This window comes from Pseudomonas palleroniana (assembly GCF_003031675.1).
GTDB lineage: Bacteria > Pseudomonadota > Gammaproteobacteria > Pseudomonadales > Pseudomonadaceae > Aquipseudomonas > Aquipseudomonas palleroniana.
In genome coordinates, this window is record NZ_PYWX01000048.1 from 141,027 (window position 1) to 156,628 (window position 15,602).

Sequence of the window (15,602 nt, forward strand, 5' to 3'; positions counted from 1 at the left end):
GCTCCCGATAGCGTCAGTCAGAGCACCACCGTTCTATTGGCGTTCAAAAACACCCGCCGCTCAATGTGATACCCCACCGCACGGGCCAGGGTCAGCCCTTCGATATCCCGCCCTTTGGCAATCAAGTCCTCGGGATAATGGCTGTGATCCACCACCTCCACGCCCTGGGCGATGATCGGCCCTTCATCCAGATCGTTGTTGATGTAATGCGCCGTAGCCCCCACCAACTTCACCCCTTTGTTGTACGCCTGGTGATACGGCTTGGCGCCCTTGAACCCGGGTAGCAACGAGTGGTGGATGTTGATGGCCTTGCCGTCCAGCTTGCGGCACAGCTCCGGCGACAGCACTTGCATGTAGCGCGCAAGGATCACCAGTTCAGCGCCGGTGTCTTCCACCACTTGCCACACCTGACGCTCCTGGGACGGCTTGTCGTTGGGGTCGAGGGGGAAATGGTAGTAGGGAATCTGGTGCCAGTCGGCCAGGGGTTTCAAATCGGGATGGTTGGACACCACCGCCACCACGTCCATCGACAGCTGGCCGATGCGCTGGCGATACAACAGGTCGTTGAGGCAGTGATCGGCCTTGGACACCATGATCACCACTTTGGGCCGATAGTTCGGCGCCGTCAGCTCGAAGATCATGCCGAAGGCTTCACCGCGTGTGGCCAGGCCATCGCGGAAAGCCTGTTCGTCAAAACCGTCGGGCTGGCGGAATTCCACGCGGATGAAGAACCGGCCCGAGAGCCGGTCATCGAACGAGTGGTGCTCGGTAACATAGCAGCCCTGTTCGAACAGGTAGCGGGTGACCGCGTCCACCGTGCCGAGCACGCTGGGGCAGTCGGCGGTCAAAATCCATGTATCGGGTGCGCGGCTCATAACAGGTAACTCCTTGATCGTTCCCAGGCTCTGCGTGGGAATGCCGTCATGGACGCTCGGCGTCCGCTGTTGGGACGCGGAGCGTCCCGGGGTGCATTCCCACGCAGAGCGTGGGAACGATCATCATGCAACTACGCTGAGGCCGAATTCGGCCGAGGCATCCTGCAACCACAACCACCAGTAATCCGAGAAGCTGCGACGAATCACCAGTTCCCAGGTGTCTTCAGCGGTGTGGCGGATCACCAGTTGCGACTTGGCGAACACCGTGCCCACGGCCTTGCCCACCGGGAAGTTGTTGGGGTGCACGTCATAGCTGGTGGACTTCATCAACACATCACGCACATTCGGGCCGCTGAGCTCGAGGATCTGCTGGCCGCCACTGACGTTGACGACTTGGATATGCAGGTCACCCAGGGCGGCGCGCAGGTTCTGCTCGGCGGCGAACTCTTCACCGCTGGGCACCACCAGCAACCACTCATCCGGGCCGAGCCATTGCAGGCTGGTTTCGCCCTTGACGATGACTTGCAGGGCACCGGGCAACTCGATGCCAAGCGCCTTGTGCACGCCGGCGGCGAAGGCGGCGTCATGCCCATCGCCACGAAGGGTCAGGTGGCCCAGGAGTTTTTTCTCGCGGACGGTAACGCCTGCGTTTTTACGGCCCTTGCCGACCAGGCTGGCGAGGTCGGCATGGTGCAGCGACGACTCGGCCTTGGCGCCGTTAGTAGGGCGTTGTTGGTAAACATTGGCTGCTGTCATATAGCACCTGTTCTGAATTGATCGTTCCCACGCTCTGCGTGGGAATGCCGCGATGGACGCTCGGCGTCCGCTCTTGGGACGCCGCGCGTCCCGGGATGCATCCCCACGCAGCGCGTGGGAACGATCAGGTGTCAAATGTTCTGGCGATCGCCTTTCGGGTCAAAGAACACCGAAGACACAATCTCCGCTTCGATCACGCTGCCATCGGCCTGCGGTGAGAACACCCGCTCGCCGATACGCTTCAGGCCGCCCTTGACCACCGCCATCGCGAACGAATAACCGAGGGAGTTATGGGCATAGCTGGAGGTCACGTGACCGACCATCTTCATCGGGATCGACTGCTTCGGATCGAACACCAACTGCGCGCCTTCCGGCAGCCACACTTTTGGATCGACCGGCCTCAAGCCCACCAGTTGCTTGCGTTCTTCACGCACGCAGTCTTCACGGTTCATGCCGCGCCAGCCGATCCACGAGAACGGCTTGGTACGCCCGACACACCAGCCCATGTTCAGGTCGTCAGGGGTCATCGAGCCATCGGTGTCCTGGCCGACGATGATGAAGCCCTTCTCGGCCCGCAGGACGTGCATGGTCTCGGTGCCGTACGGGGTCAGGTTGTACTTTTTGCCGGCCTCGACGATTTTTTCCAGCACGCCCATCGCGTAGTCGGCCTGTACGTTGACTTCGTACGAAAGCTCGCCGGTAAACGAGATGCGGAACACCCGCGCCGGCACCCCACCCACCAGACCTTCTTTCCAGGTCATGAACGGGAAGCCGTCCTTGTCCAGGTCGATGTCGGTGACTTCGGCCAGCAGCTTGCGGCTGTTGGGGCCGGACAGGGTCATGGTCGCCCAGTGGTCGGTGACCGAGGTGAAGTACACCTTGAGGTCCGGCCATTCGGTCTGTTGGTAGATTTCCAGCCACTGGAGAACGCGCGCGGCGCCGCCGGTGGTGGTGGTCATCAGGAAGTGGTTGTCGGCCAGACAGGCGGTAACGCCGTCGTCGAAGACCATACCGTCTTCCTTGCACATCAGGCCGTAGCGCGCCTTGCCCACGTCGAGCTTGGTCCAGGCGTTGCTGTAGATGCGGTTGAGGAACTCGCGGGCATCCGGGCCTTGAATGTCGATCTTGCCGAGGGTGGAGGCATCCAGCAGGCCGACGCTGTCGCGCACGGCCAGGCATTCGCGTTTCACCGCAGCGTGCAGGTCTTCGCCATTGCGTGGGAAGTACCACGGGCGTTTCCATTGGCCGACGTCTTCAAACTCGGCGCCGTTCTTGACGTGCCAGGCGTGCAGCGCGGTGTAGCGAACCGGTTCGAAGATGTGCCCACAGTGACGGCCCGCCACCGCGCCGAATGTCACCGGCGTGTAGTTGGGACGGAACATGGTGGTGCCCATCTGCGGGATGGTCACGTTCAGGGAGCGCGCCGCAATCGCCAGGCCGTTGACGTTACCCAGCTTGCCCTGGTCGGTGCCGAAGCCCAGCGCGGTGTAGCGTTTGACGTGCTCGACCGACTCGAAACCTTCGCGGGTCGCCAGTTCGATGGCGGCGGCGGTCACGTCGTTCTGCAGGTCGACAAATTGCTTGGGCGCCCGTGCGGTGGCTTTTTCGTGAGGCACCTGGAACAGCGCCAGGGTCGGCTCTTCCAGACGGCTCAAAGCCTTGGGCAGAGTGCCTTCCACGGGTGCAAACCCGGCTTCGCTGGCGGCGCGCACGCCCCCTTCAAAACCATCGGCCAGGGAATCGCCAAGGCTGTAGACGCCGTTGATGCCGCCGACACACACACGTTTCTGCGGGGCTTCGCCCGGTACAAAACCGAGGATGTCTTCACGCCAGGTCGGCTTGCCGCCCAAGTGCGAGGCCAAGTGAACCACAGGGCTGTAGCCACCGGAGCTGGCGACCAGGTCGCAGTCCAGCCACTCGCCGGGGCTGGTGACTTTATGCGCCTTGACGTCGATGGCCGCCACACGTGCGCCGGTCACATGCTTACTGCCACGCGCTTCAATCACGGCGCTGCCGGTGAGAATGCGGATACCTTTGGCGCGGGCCTCTTCAACCAGGGCGCCGCGTGGGTTGTGGCGTGCATCGGCCACGGCCACCACTTGCAGGCCTGCGTCGAACCAGTCCAGCGCCACGCGGTAGGCGTGGTCGTTGTTGGTCGACAGCACCAGTTTTTTGCCCGGTGCCACGCCGTAGCGGCGCACATAGGTGGAGACCGCCCCGGCGAGCATGTTGCCCGGCACGTCGTTGTTGCCGTACACCAGCGGACGCTCGCAGGCACCGGTCGCGAGGACGACACGCTTGGCCCGTACGCGATGGATACGCTGACGCACTACCCCCACCGGCGCACGGTCACCGAGGTGGTCGGTGAGGCGTTCGTGAATGGTCAGGAAGTTATGGTCGTGGTAGCCGTTGACGGTAGCGCGAGGCAGCAGCACCACGTCCGGCAGGGCTTTCAATTCGGCGATCACGCTGGCGACCCATTCCATGGCCGGCTTGCCGTCGAGGCTTTCGCGGGAGTCGAGCAGCGAACCGCCGAACTCTTCCTGCTCATCGGCAATGATCACCCGCGCCCCGCTGCGCGCAGCGGCCAGTGCAGCGGCCAGGCCGGCAGGGCCTGCGCCCACCACCAGCACGTCGCAGTGACGGTTCATGTTGTCGTAGGTGTCCGGGTCGTTCTCGGTCGGCGAGCGCCCCAGGCCGGCAGCCTTGCGGATGTACTTCTCGTAAGTCATCCAGAACGATTGCGGGTACATGAAGGTTTTGTAGTAGAAGCCCGGCGGCATCAGCTTGCCGCCGACCTTGCCGAGGATGCCCATCATGTCGTTGTTCACGCTCGGCCAACCGTTGGTGCTGGTGGCGACGAGGCCCTGGTACAGCGCCTGTTGCGTGGCGCGCACGTTGGGAATCTGGGTGGCTTCGGTAGCACCGATCTGCAGCACCGCGTTCGGCTCTTCGGCGCCGGCGGCGAAGATGCCGCGTGGACGCGAATATTTGAAACTGCGGCCGATGATGTCGACGCCATTGGCCAGCAGTGCAGCGGCCAGGGTGTCACCTTCGAAGCCCTTGTAGCTCTGGCCATTGAAGGTAAACGTCAGGACTTTATTACGGTCGATGCGGCCACCGTTGGACAGGCGATTGGTCTGGCTCATACCTTCTCTCCAGAGGCCTTGGCGGTGAATTGTGGCTTCTCACCGATCTTGTAGGTTTCAAGAATTTCGTAAGTCACGGTATCGCGGGTGGCGTTGAAATACTGACGGCAACCGGCGGCGTGAATCCACAGCTCATGGTGCAGGCCGCGCGGGTTGTCGCGGAAGAACATGTAGTCGCCCCACTCTTCATCGGTGCAGGCATTCGGGTCCAGCGGGCGCGGGATATGCGCTTGGCCGGAAGCATGGAATTCCTCTTCGGAGCGCAGTTCGCCACAGTGAGGACAGAAGATATGCAACATAGGGAGTTTCTCCTGTTAGTGGGCGACGGCCGCAGCGCCGTGTTCGTCGATCAACGCACCGTTGTGGAAACGGTCGATGGAGAATGGCGCGGCCAGCGGGTGCATTTCCCCCTTGGCCAGGCTTGCGGCGAACACGTTGCCTGAGCCTGGGGTGGCCTTGAAGCCGCCGGTGCCCCAGCCGCAGTTGAAGAACATGTTCGGTACCGGGGTTTTCGAAATGATCGGGCACGCATCCGGCGTGGTGTCGACGATGCCGCCCCACTGACGGTTCATGCGCACGCGCGACAGCACCGGGAACATCTCGACGATGGCCTGGATGGTGTGTTCGATCACCGGGTACGAACCGCGCTGGCCGTAGCCGTTGTAGCCGTCGATGCCGGCGCCGATCACCAGGTCGCCCTTGTCGGACTGGCTGATGTAACCGTGCACGGCGTTGGACATGATCACGCTGTCGATAATCGGCTTGATCGGCTCCGACACCAGTGCCTGCAGTGGGTGGGATTCGATCGGCAGGCGGAAACCGGCGAGCGACGCCATGTGCCCGGAGTTACCGGCGGTGACCACACCGACGCGCTTGGCGCCGATGAAGCCCTTGTTGGTTTCCACGCCGATGCACACACCGTTTTCCTTGCGGAAACCGATGACTTCGGTCTGCTGGATCAAGTCCACGCCGAGTGCGTCAGCCGCACGGGCAAAGCCCCAGGCCACGGCATCGTGACGGGCCACGCCGCCACGCCGTTGCACGGTGGCGCCGAGTACCGGGTAACGGGTGTTTTTCGAGCAGTCGAGGTACGGGATCTCGTCGGCCACTTGCTTGGCGTTGAGCAGTTCGCCGTCCACGCCGTTAAGGCGGTTGGCGCTCACACGACGTTCGGAATCACGGATGTCCTGCAGGGTATGGCACAGGTTGTACACGCCGCGCTGGGAGAACATCACGTTGTAGTTCAGGTCCTGGGACAAACCTTCCCACAGCTTCATCGCGTGTTCGTACAGGTGCGCCGACTCGTCCCACAGATAGTTGGAACGCACGATGGTGGTGTTGCGCGCGGTGTTGCCGCCGCCCAACCAACCTTTCTCGACCACGGCCACATTGGTGATGCCGTGTTCCTTGGCCAGGTAGTAGGCGGTCGCCAGACCATGCCCGCCACCGCCGACGATGACCACGTCGTAGACCTTTTTCGGGGTCGGCGTGCGCCACATCTTCTGCCAGTTTTCGTGGTGGCTGAGGGAGTGCTTGAAGAGGCCGAAGCCCGAGTAGCGTTGCATAGTCATTACTCCAAAACCGCGCTCAGCGATAAACCGGGAAATCAGCGCACAGGGCAGACACGTGCTTGGCCACGTTGGCCTCGACATCGGCATCGCCGAGGTTGTCGAGGATGTCGCAGATCCAGCCGGCCAGCTCGATGCACTGCGGCACTTTGAAACCACGCGTGGTCACCGCCGGGGTGCCGATGCGCAGGCCCGAGGTCACGAAGGGCGACTGCGGGTCGTTCGGCACGGCGTTCTTGTTGACGGTGATGTGGGCGCGGCCCAGGGCGGCGTCCGCCTCTTTGCCGGTAAGGCCCTGACGGATCAGGCTGACCAGGAACAGGTGGTTATCGGTACCGCCGGACACTACATCGTAGCCGCGTTTGATAAACACGCTGGCCATGGCCTGTGCGTTGTCGATCACTTGTTGCTGATAAGCCTTGAAACCAGGTTCCAGCGCTTCCTTGAAGCACACTGCCTTGCCGGCGATGACGTGCATCAGCGGGCCGCCCTGGGCGCCGGGGAATACGGCAGCGTTGAGTTTCTTTTCGATTTCTTCGTTGGACTTGGCCAGGATCAGACCGCCCCGTGGACCGCGCAGGGTCTTGTGGGTAGTGGTGGTCACCACGTCAGCGTACGGCAGCGGGTTGGGGTACAGGCCAGCGGCAACCAGGCCGGCAACGTGCGCCATATCGACGAACAGCAACGCGCCGACCTTGTCGGCGATCTGACGAAAACGTGGGAAATCCAGAGTCTTGGAGTAGGCGGAAAAGCCTGCAACGATCATCTTCGGCTTGTGCTCAACCGCCAGACGCTCGACTTCGTCGTAGTCGATCAGGCCGGTGTCGGTGTTGATGCCGTATTGCACCGCGTTGTACAGCTTGCCCGAGGACGACACCTTGGCACCGTGGGTCAGGTGACCGCCGTGGGCCAGGCTCATGCCCAGAATGGTATCGCCCGCTTGCAGCAGGGCCAGGTACACCGCGCTGTTGGCGGACGAACCGGAGTGCGGCTGTACGTTGGCGTAATCGGCACCGAACAGTTGCTTGGCGCGCTCGATGGCCAGGGCTTCCACCTTGTCCACATGCTCGCAGCCGCCGTAGTAGCGCTTGCCCGGGTAGCCTTCGGCGTATTTGTTGGTCAAGCCACTGCCTTGGGCTTGCATCACGCGTTTGCTGGTGTAGTTCTCTGACGCGATCAGCTCGATATGATCTTCCTGGCGCTGCTCCTCGGCATTCATGGCCGCCAGCAGTGCGTCGTCATATCCCTGGATCTGGTCTTGTTTGCTGAACATCGCGTCTCTCCCAGCCTTTCGTATTGGTGAGGCCCATACAGGCCCTTTGATGCGATGGTAGGGCTGGCGCAGACAGGTCAAATGCCTACGCACGCCACGCAAAGGTGCGTTTACGACATGGCCCGAACAACACAGAACAAATGTGGGAGGGGGCTTGCTCCCGATAGCGGTGGGCCAGCTTGCAAATGCAGTGGCTGACACACCGCTATCGGGAGCAAGCCCCCTCCCACAAGGGGTTAGGCGATAGCTTGACGAACGAGTAGCAGCAGCAGGAAATGCACGGGATAGAGGCTATAGGCCCAGCGGCGCATGGCGGGCGGCGAGGCGTTTTTGGCGTGTCGCAATAAGACCAGGCCCGCCAGTGGCGCAATCAGGCAGGCAACCAATCCCATCAGCGCAACCGGCGTGCCGTTATCGAGCAATATCTGCCATTGGTTGGCGGCCACGCAGACCAAGCCCGGCAACACACTGAAATACCAACGGCGACGGAACACCAGCAGCATCACCAATGGCAGCAATACACCAAAAAAACCGAACATTAAGTGGTTTGAAAACAGGGCGGCTATCGTGACGGCGATCAGCGCCATGCCTCGATCAATCAGGGCCTTTTGCTGCCATCCTCGGGCAACCAGCAAACCCAGCGCCAAGGTTGGCAGCACATTCAACGTATCGGCATCCTCGATAAACAACCGGTACGGCACTTCGCTGATCACGCTGAACAGCAACAACCAGCCCAAGTAGCGCCAGCGGCCCCTTGCCGGCAGGTCGCGGCCCCGATGCAGATTCGCCGCAATCGCCAGGCAAAACCACGGGAACGCCAGGCGCCCCGGCACATACAAGCCATCCAGGCTTAAGCCGACATAGCGCAGGTGATCCAGCACCATGCTCAGCAGCGCCAGCCACTTGAGCAGGTCCAGAGCGCCATCGCGGACACGTCCGACAGCCATCGTTTCAGTACCGTGCATAATTCCCCAGTGACTCTGCATTTACAGCGCGTGCGTATGCCCGACAATCTTGGTTACAGTGCGCACCAACATCGACCACAGGAATGGGCCATGACCGACAAGAGCCAACAATTCGCCAGCGACAACTACTCCGGCATCTGCCCGGAAGCCTGGGCCGCCATGGAACAAGCCAACCAGGGGCATCAACGCGCCTACGGCGATGATGAATGGACCCACCGCGCCGCCGACGGTTTCCGCAATCTGTTCGAAACCGACTGTGAAGTGTTCTTCGCCTTCAACGGCACCGCAGCCAACTCACTGGCACTGTCTTCACTGTGCCAGAGCTACCATAGCGTGATTTGCTCGGAAACCGCCCACGTCGAAACCGACGAATGCGGTGCACCGGAGTTTTTCTCCAACGGCTCGAAGCTGCTCATCGCCCGCACCGAAAATGGCAAGCTGACCCCGGAATCCATCCGCGAGATCGCCCTCAAGCGCCAGGACATCCACTACCCCAAACCCCGCGTGGTAACCCTGACCCAGGCCACCGAAGTCGGCAGCGTGTACACCCCGGATGAAATCAGCGCCATCAGCGCCACCTGCAAGGAACTGGGCCTGAACCTGCACATGGACGGCGCGCGCTTCTCCAACGCCTGCGCCTTCCTCGGTTGCTCCCCCGCCGACCTGACCTGGAAAGCCGGTGTGGACGTATTGTGCTTTGGCGGCACCAAGAACGGCATGGCCGTAGGCGAGGCGATCCTGTTCTTCAATCACAAACTGGCTGAAGACTTCGACTACCGCTGCAAACAGGCCGGCCAACTGGCGTCAAAAATGCGCTTTCTCTCCGCCCCCTGGGTGGGCCTGCTGGAAAACGACGCCTGGCTCAAGCATGCCCGGCACGCCAACCACTGCGCACAATTGCTGAGCAGCCTGGTGGCGGATATTCCAGGGGTTGAACTGATGTTCCCGGTGCAGGCCAACGGCGTCTTCCTGCAGCTCTCGGAACCAGCCATTGCCGCACTGACGGCCAAGGGCTGGCGCTTCTACACCTTCATCGGCAAAGGCGGCGCACGCTTCATGTGTGCGTGGGATACCGAGGAGGAGCGTGTAAGAGAATTAGCCGCGGATATTCGAACAGTGATGGGTGCCTGATACTGGCGTAACGCCGAGTCTGTTATTTGATATTTCTGACAGCTACACACTGGAATTTCATTGACTAACCTCTTGGAACCCGAAAGGAAAAGGCCGCTGCACAGCCCGCCTTTCGGGCCAACCGCCTGCCGCATATCCGGCTGGAAACGGAAATCCAGAAGAGAGACAAACCATGGAATACCAAAGCAACGGCGACACTCTGCAAAGCGACGGCACTATCAGCACCACCGTCATCGATTGGGATGAATTCAGGAAGTACGCAAAAGTCGGTGACACCATCCGAGAGCCATCGCGCACATTGCGGATTTACGACAAAGTCTATGAATTGACAGCATCAGGCCAGCACTTCGTCGTCCACATCTACGCCCAATAACCCTCCTTGATTGATCGTTCCCACGCTCCGCGTGGGAATGCATGCCCCGGGCGCTCTGCGCCCAAGCCGCCCCCGATGCAAGGACGACCCCATGGGCAGAAGCCGCTACGTCATCACCGAACCCGAAAAGCCACACTTCCTGACCTGTACCGTCATGGAATGGCTACCGTTGTTTACCCGTGATTACATCGTCGGCCATCTTCTGGATTGCTGGCGATACCAACAGAGCCATGAAGCCTTGAACCTTTACGGCTATGTCATCCTCGAGAACCATCTGCATTTCGTCGCCCAGGCGCCTGACCTTGGCAAATGCGTCAGCCGATTCAAGTCCTTCACTGCCCGAACCATCATTGATGACCTGCAGAGCAAAGGCGCAGAACGGGTTTTGCAACGCCTTCGCTTCAGTAAACGCGCGCACAAGGCGGATCGGGCTTATCAGCTTTGGCAGGAGGGCTCACACGCGGAGTTGGTGTACAGCGAGGCTGTGATGTACCAGAAGCTCGATTACATCCACCATAACCCGGTCAAACGGGGTTACGTGGATCTGGCTGAACACTGGAGGTATTCGAGTGCCCGCAACTATGCCGGAATGCCAGGGCTGATCGACATCCAACGCTGGTACTGACAGCTCGCGAGCCGATGATCGTGCCCACGCTCCGCGTGGGCATGCAGCCCGTGACGCTCTGCGTCACACCGCAAGCCTTGCGTGAAAGCGGAACGCAGAGCGTCCCTGGCGGCGTTACCACGCGGAGCGTGGGAACGAGTTGGGCCGGTGATCGTGCCCACGCTCTGCGTGGGCATGCAGCCCGTGACGCTCTGCGTCACACCGTGAGTCTTGCGTGAAAGCGGAACGCAGAGCGTCCCTGGCGGCGTTACCACGCGGAGCGTGGGAACGAGCTGGACCGGTGATCGTGCCCATGCTCCGCGTGGGCATGCAGCCCGTGACGCTCCGCGTCACACCGCAAGCCTTGCGTGAAAGCGGAACGCAGAGCGTCCCTGGCGGCGTTACCACGCGGAGCGTGGGAACGAGCTGGGCCGGTGATCGTGCCCACGCTCCGCGTGGGCATGCAGCCCGTGACGCTCCGCGTCACATCGCAAGCCGTGCGTGAAAGCGGAACGCAGAGCGTCCCTGGCGGCGTTACCACGCGGAGCGTGGGAACGAGCTGCGCCGGTGATCGTGCCCACGCTCCGCGTGGGCATGCAGCCCGTGACGCTCTGCGTCACACCGTGAGCCTTGCGTGAAGGCGGGACGCAGAGCGTCCCTGGCGGCGTTACCACGCGGAGCGTGGGAACGAGCTGGGCCGGTGATGATCGTGCCCACGCTCTGCGTGGGCATGCAGCCCGTGACGCTCCGCGTCACACCGTAAGCCTTGCGTGAAAAGTGGATCAGAACTCGATTCGCACATCACCTTTAGGCACGCTGCAGCACGACAGGATGTAACCCTCGGCTTCGTCTTCCTCAGTAATCCCGCCGTTGTGGTCCATCTCGACCTCTCCACCCAGCTTCATCACCTTGCACGTTCCGCAGATGCCCATGCCACACGCCTTTGGAATCAACAGCCCAAGCTTGGCCGCTGCGGCATGCACCGTTTCACCCGGTGCCACGCGAATGCTCTTGCCTGAAGCAATGAACTCCACTTGATGCAAATCCGCCAGATCGATTTCCGGCGCCTCGGCGGCTTGCTCGGCCTGCTCCACCGCGTCGGCGCGGGCTTCCGGCGGCGTAGCCCCGAAGGATTCTTCGTGATAGCGCGCCATGTCGAAGCCTGCGGCCTCCAACAGGCGTTTCACGGCGTTCATATAGGGCGTTGGGCCACAGCAGAACACTTCGCGCTCCAGGAAGTCCGGCACCATCAGTTCGAGCATCTTGTGATTCAGGTAACCGCGATACCCCGCCCAGGGCTCACCCAAGCCGTGCTTCTCACAAATCAGGTGCAGGCTGAAGTTATCGATGCGCGACGCCATGTGTTCCAGCTCGCGGTGATAGATGATGTCCTTGGGCGAGCGGGCGCTGTGGATAAAGGTCATGTCGACGTTGGCGTTGGTGTCGTAGAACCAACGGGCCATGGACATCACCGGCGTGATACCGACACCGCCGCTGAGGTACAACACTTTCGGGCTCGGGAAGTCGATGGCATTGAACAGCCCGACCGGCCCGTGCACCGCCAACTCCTGGCCTTCATGCAGGGTGTCGTGCAACCAGTTGGAAACCCGGCCGCCCGGGACGCGCTTGATCGTCACCGAGAAGCTGTACGGCACCGATGGCGAACTGGAAATGGTGTACGAGCGCATGATTGGCTGGCCGTCGATTTCCAACTCCAGGGTGACGAATTGCCCCGGCTTGAAAAAGAACAGGATCGGCTGGTCGGCCATGAAGCAAAAGGTGCGCACGTCCCAGGTTTCCTGGATGACTTTGACGCAACGGACGATATGCCGACCATTGGCCCAGGTCTGGGTAGTTACCGGGTTCAGGAAGTTATTGGACATGCTGTTCTCCGTAGCCGTAGGTCGGCCTGATGATGGCGATTTTGCGTAACGCCGAATGCGCCCATTTACCTATCTGCGACATTCACATACTTATCGCGACCAGCCCCCATACCACGGGGGTTGCGCGTCGGGATCAGAGTGGGCCATGTCGCTAATGGACAAGGTTCTGGCAGTCGGCGGCCCCACACTCACCCCCAACAACGACGCTTTCTTTACGCCTTGCGTAGTACAACCGTAGCCACTATTCGCCGGCCACACTGAATGGCCATGAGGACACATACGATGGACGTCACCGCAACCTTAAGCTTGGGCGATCCGCTGGAACCCGCACGCAAGGCCACCGCGCAAATGTTGCAAGAACGCGAGCGCACCTTTTCGCTGCCACAACCGTTCTATTCGGATGACCGGCTGTTCGATATCGACATGCAGGAGATCTTCCAGAAAGAGTGGCTGATCGCCGGCATGACCTGCGAGATCCCCACCAAGGGCAACTACCTGACCCTGCAAGTGGGCAAGAACCCGATCATCGTGATCCGTGGCGCCGAAGGTGTGGTGCATGCGTTCCACAACGTATGCCGCCACCGTGGCTCACGCCTGTGCACCAGCGACAAGGGCAAGGTCGCCAAGCTGGTCTGCCACTACCATCAGTGGACCTACGAACTGGACGGTCGCCTGCTGTTCGCCGGTACCGAGATGGGCGCCGACTTCGACATGAAGCAGTACGGCCTGAAACCGGTGAATGTGAAGACCGCCGGCGGCTACATCTTCATCAGCCTGGCCGAAAACCCGCCGGCCATCGACGACTTCCTGTCGACCCTGAATCACTACATGGAACCCTACGACATGGAGAACACCAAGGTGGCGGTGCAAACCACCTTGATGGAAAAAGCCAACTGGAAGCTGGTGCTGGAGAACAACCGCGAGTGCTACCACTGCAACGCCTCGCACCCCGAACTACTGAAAACCCTGCTGGAATGGGACGACGTCACCGACCCCCGCGCCGACCAGGCGTTCAAGGACCATGTAGCCGCCTCCGCCGCTGCCTGGGATGCCGAGAAAATCCCTTACGCCCATGCCAGCTTTGGCTTGCGTAACCGCATCGTGCGCATGCCGCTGCTCAAGGGCACCGTGTCGATGACCATGGACGGCAAGCAGGGCTGCGCCAAACTCATGGGGCGCATCAAGAACCCGGACCTGGGCTCGATGCGTATCCTGCACCTGCCCCACTCATGGAACCACTGCATGGGCGACCACATCATCGTGTTCACCGTGTGGCCGATCAGCGCCCAGGAAACCATGGTCACCACCAAGTGGATCGTGCACAAGGACGCCGTAGAGGGTGTGGACTACGACGTAGAACGTATGCGCCAGGTGTGGGACGCCACCAACGACCAGGACCGTCGCCTGGCCGAAGAAAACCAGCGCGGTATCAACTCCACCGCCTACCAGCCAGGCCCATACTCCAAGACCTATGAGTTCGGCGTAGTCAACTTCGTGGATTGGTACAGCGAGCGCATGTTGAGCAACCTGGGGGCCGCTCCGGCGCCGTACCTCAAGGGTGTTGCGGTTCACGAATAACGCGTTGATCCTCCAGGGGCTGGTTTGTACAAAAAACATCCAGCCCCCGGATGCCTCTTGATTCCCCTGCCCTCCAGCCTTCGCCCAACAACTTATCCACAAAGCCACCCACAGCAATTGTGGGCAACTGCGCTTCCCCTCAGAAATTAACTGAAGAAAATCCGTGACTTATTCAAGTTGACGATATCAAGCAGGCACTGATCATTTTTTAACCATAACTCTACAAGCTACGTAAAACGTGGCCTGTATTAGTACGCGAACACCTTATCCACAGAACCACCAACAGACTTTGGGGGCAACTTCAGCTGCGCTGTGGAAAACCACTCCAAACCTTCACAAAACACGGCATTCAGGATTTTCAGAGCACAAAAAGCCGAAATAGATCAAATTTTGACCAACCCCTTGAAAGCCTTTATTCATAAGGGTTCCAGCCAATAGCGAACATCTTATCCACAGAAGCGCCAACAGACTTTGGGGGAAAGTCTGCACAATGAAATGCATGAAGTCAGGAAAAAACCTATAAAAAACCGCCAGTTAGACTGGTTGTTTTTCGTACAGAGGGCTACAGGGCTTGATCTGTATGGGGTGTGGACAACCGCGAACAGGTTATCCACAGACGGTTCAACAGGGATTGTGGGTAATGCAGGAGCGAGCCGGCTCGCTCCTACCAGGATCAGCGAACCACGCCTTCCTCAACCAGCAGCTTGAGAATGGCTTCGGCGCCCGCTTGGGGGCTGAGGCCCTTGAGCACCTGACCACCGCCGCCACTGGCTTTGGCGGTTGCCGCCTTCATCCGGTCGGCACCGCTCTTGGCCTTGATCACCTTGAGGCGTTTGGGCCGAGGCTTGGCCGGTTGCAGCACGGCGCCTGTGAATAACTCATCCTCCAGCACTTCAACCTCATGCGCCTCCAGCTCACCGCGCTGCGCGGGGCCATAGGCACTCTGCCGAGGCTTGGGCGCCGCGTTATCCACCGTGGCGAGGAACGGCAGGCGCACCTTCAGGCGCCGCCTCTGGCCACGCGGCAAGGCTTGCAGCACATGGGCGACGCCGCCGTCGATAGACTCCACCTGGGCGAGCCCCACGATCAGCGGCCAGCCCAATTGCTCAGCCAGCAGGAACGGCAACATGCCCGAGCCTTCACCGGTTTCCGCCTGGCTGCCGGCGAGCACCACCTGGGCCCCCGCATCGCGCAGATACTCACCGAGCACCGGCAAGGCATCGCTGCCGGCCGGTTGTTCCAGCACATGCAGTTGCGGCAAGCCCATGCCGAGATAACTGCGCAACGTCGGTTCGGCAACATTGCCGGCGTGCAACACCTGCAACTTATCCCCAGCCATTTGCAGGCCCAGTTCGACCGCACGCGCATCCTGCTCCGCACGACGCGGGCGCCCGGAGGTGGGATGGGCGCCAATGGAAACCAGGCTGATTACATTCGTCGTCATGGT

Annotated in this window: 13 protein-coding genes; 4 read left to right on the forward strand and 9 right to left on the reverse strand. The window is 60.9% G+C overall.

Features of this window, described 5'->3' with window-relative positions; all coding sequences use genetic code 11:
• Nucleotides 1-17: 17 nt before the first annotated feature.
• The 7 genes from purU to C9383_RS16210 form a co-directional block, all read right to left on the reverse strand.
• Nucleotides 18-875, reverse strand: a complete 858-nt coding sequence (gene purU / locus C9383_RS16175) for a formyltetrahydrofolate deformylase (RefSeq protein WP_005792124.1) — start codon at nt 873-875, stop codon at nt 18-20.
• 123 nt (nt 876-998) lie between these two features.
• Nucleotides 999-1,631: a sarcosine oxidase subunit gamma gene (locus tag C9383_RS16180; protein ID WP_090368355.1), complete on the reverse strand. Its 633-nt coding sequence runs from the start codon at nt 1,629-1,631 to the stop codon at nt 999-1,001.
• 131 nt (nt 1,632-1,762) lie between these two features.
• On the reverse strand, nt 1,763-4,780 hold the full coding sequence (locus tag C9383_RS16190) for a sarcosine oxidase subunit alpha (protein WP_090368351.1): 3,018 nt from the start codon (nt 4,778-4,780) through the stop codon (nt 1,763-1,765).
• Nucleotides 4,777-5,079 carry a sarcosine oxidase subunit delta gene (locus C9383_RS16195; protein ID WP_027605979.1) on the reverse strand — a complete coding sequence of 101 codons (303 nt, stop codon included), beginning with the start codon at nt 5,077-5,079 and terminating at the stop codon, nt 4,777-4,779. Before C9383_RS16195 ends, C9383_RS16190 begins: the two co-directional genes overlap by 4 nt.
• Nucleotides 5,080-5,094: 15 nt before the next feature.
• Nucleotides 5,095-6,345, reverse strand: coding sequence for a sarcosine oxidase subunit beta (locus tag C9383_RS16200; protein WP_010207084.1), 1,251 nt, complete (start codon nt 6,343-6,345; stop codon nt 5,095-5,097).
• A 22-nt stretch (nt 6,346-6,367) separates the two neighbouring features.
• On the reverse strand, nt 6,368-7,621 hold the full coding sequence (glyA, locus tag C9383_RS16205; RefSeq protein WP_060753361.1) for a serine hydroxymethyltransferase: 1,254 nt from the start codon (nt 7,619-7,621) through the stop codon (nt 6,368-6,370).
• Nucleotides 7,622-7,857: 236 nt separating this feature from the next.
• The gene (locus C9383_RS16210; protein WP_090368349.1) at nt 7,858-8,586 is read right to left on the reverse strand and encodes a TraX family protein; all 729 of its coding nucleotides are present in this window, start codon (nt 8,584-8,586) and stop codon (nt 7,858-7,860) included.
• A 90-nt stretch (nt 8,587-8,676) separates the two neighbouring features.
• Here C9383_RS16210 and C9383_RS16215 point away from each other — a divergent pair, with 90 nt between their 5' ends.
• From C9383_RS16215 to C9383_RS16225, 3 genes are all read left to right on the forward strand, one after another.
• Nucleotides 8,677-9,717: a threonine aldolase family protein gene (locus C9383_RS16215; protein WP_090368347.1), complete on the forward strand. Its 1,041-nt coding sequence runs from the start codon at nt 8,677-8,679 to the stop codon at nt 9,715-9,717.
• Between the two features lie 172 nt (nt 9,718-9,889).
• Nucleotides 9,890-10,090 carry a hypothetical protein gene (locus C9383_RS16220; RefSeq protein WP_090368345.1) on the forward strand — a complete coding sequence of 67 codons (201 nt, stop codon included), beginning with the start codon at nt 9,890-9,892 and terminating at the stop codon, nt 10,088-10,090.
• Between the two features lie 91 nt (nt 10,091-10,181).
• Entirely contained in the window at nt 10,182-10,715 is a 534-nt protein-coding gene (locus tag C9383_RS16225; RefSeq protein ID WP_090368343.1) for an REP-associated tyrosine transposase, read from the forward strand.
• A 761-nt stretch (nt 10,716-11,476) separates the two neighbouring features.
• On the opposite strand, the gene gbcB is transcribed toward C9383_RS16225, so the two are convergent.
• Entirely contained in the window at nt 11,477-12,577 is a 1,101-nt protein-coding gene (gene gbcB, locus C9383_RS16230) for a glycine-betaine demethylase subunit GbcB (protein WP_060753366.1), read from the reverse strand.
• 282 nt (nt 12,578-12,859) lie between these two features.
• Here gbcB and gbcA point away from each other — a divergent pair, with 282 nt between their 5' ends.
• The gene (gene gbcA, locus C9383_RS16240; protein WP_060753367.1) at nt 12,860-14,155 is read left to right on the forward strand and encodes a glycine-betaine demethylase subunit GbcA; all 1,296 of its coding nucleotides are present in this window, start codon (nt 12,860-12,862) and stop codon (nt 14,153-14,155) included.
• A gap of 673 nt (nt 14,156-14,828) precedes the next feature.
• Here gbcA and etfB read toward each other — a convergent pair.
• The gene (gene etfB, locus C9383_RS16245; RefSeq protein WP_090368341.1) at nt 14,829-15,599 is read right to left on the reverse strand and encodes an electron transfer flavoprotein subunit beta; all 771 of its coding nucleotides are present in this window, start codon (nt 15,597-15,599) and stop codon (nt 14,829-14,831) included.
• Nucleotides 15,600-15,602 lie beyond the last annotated feature (3 nt).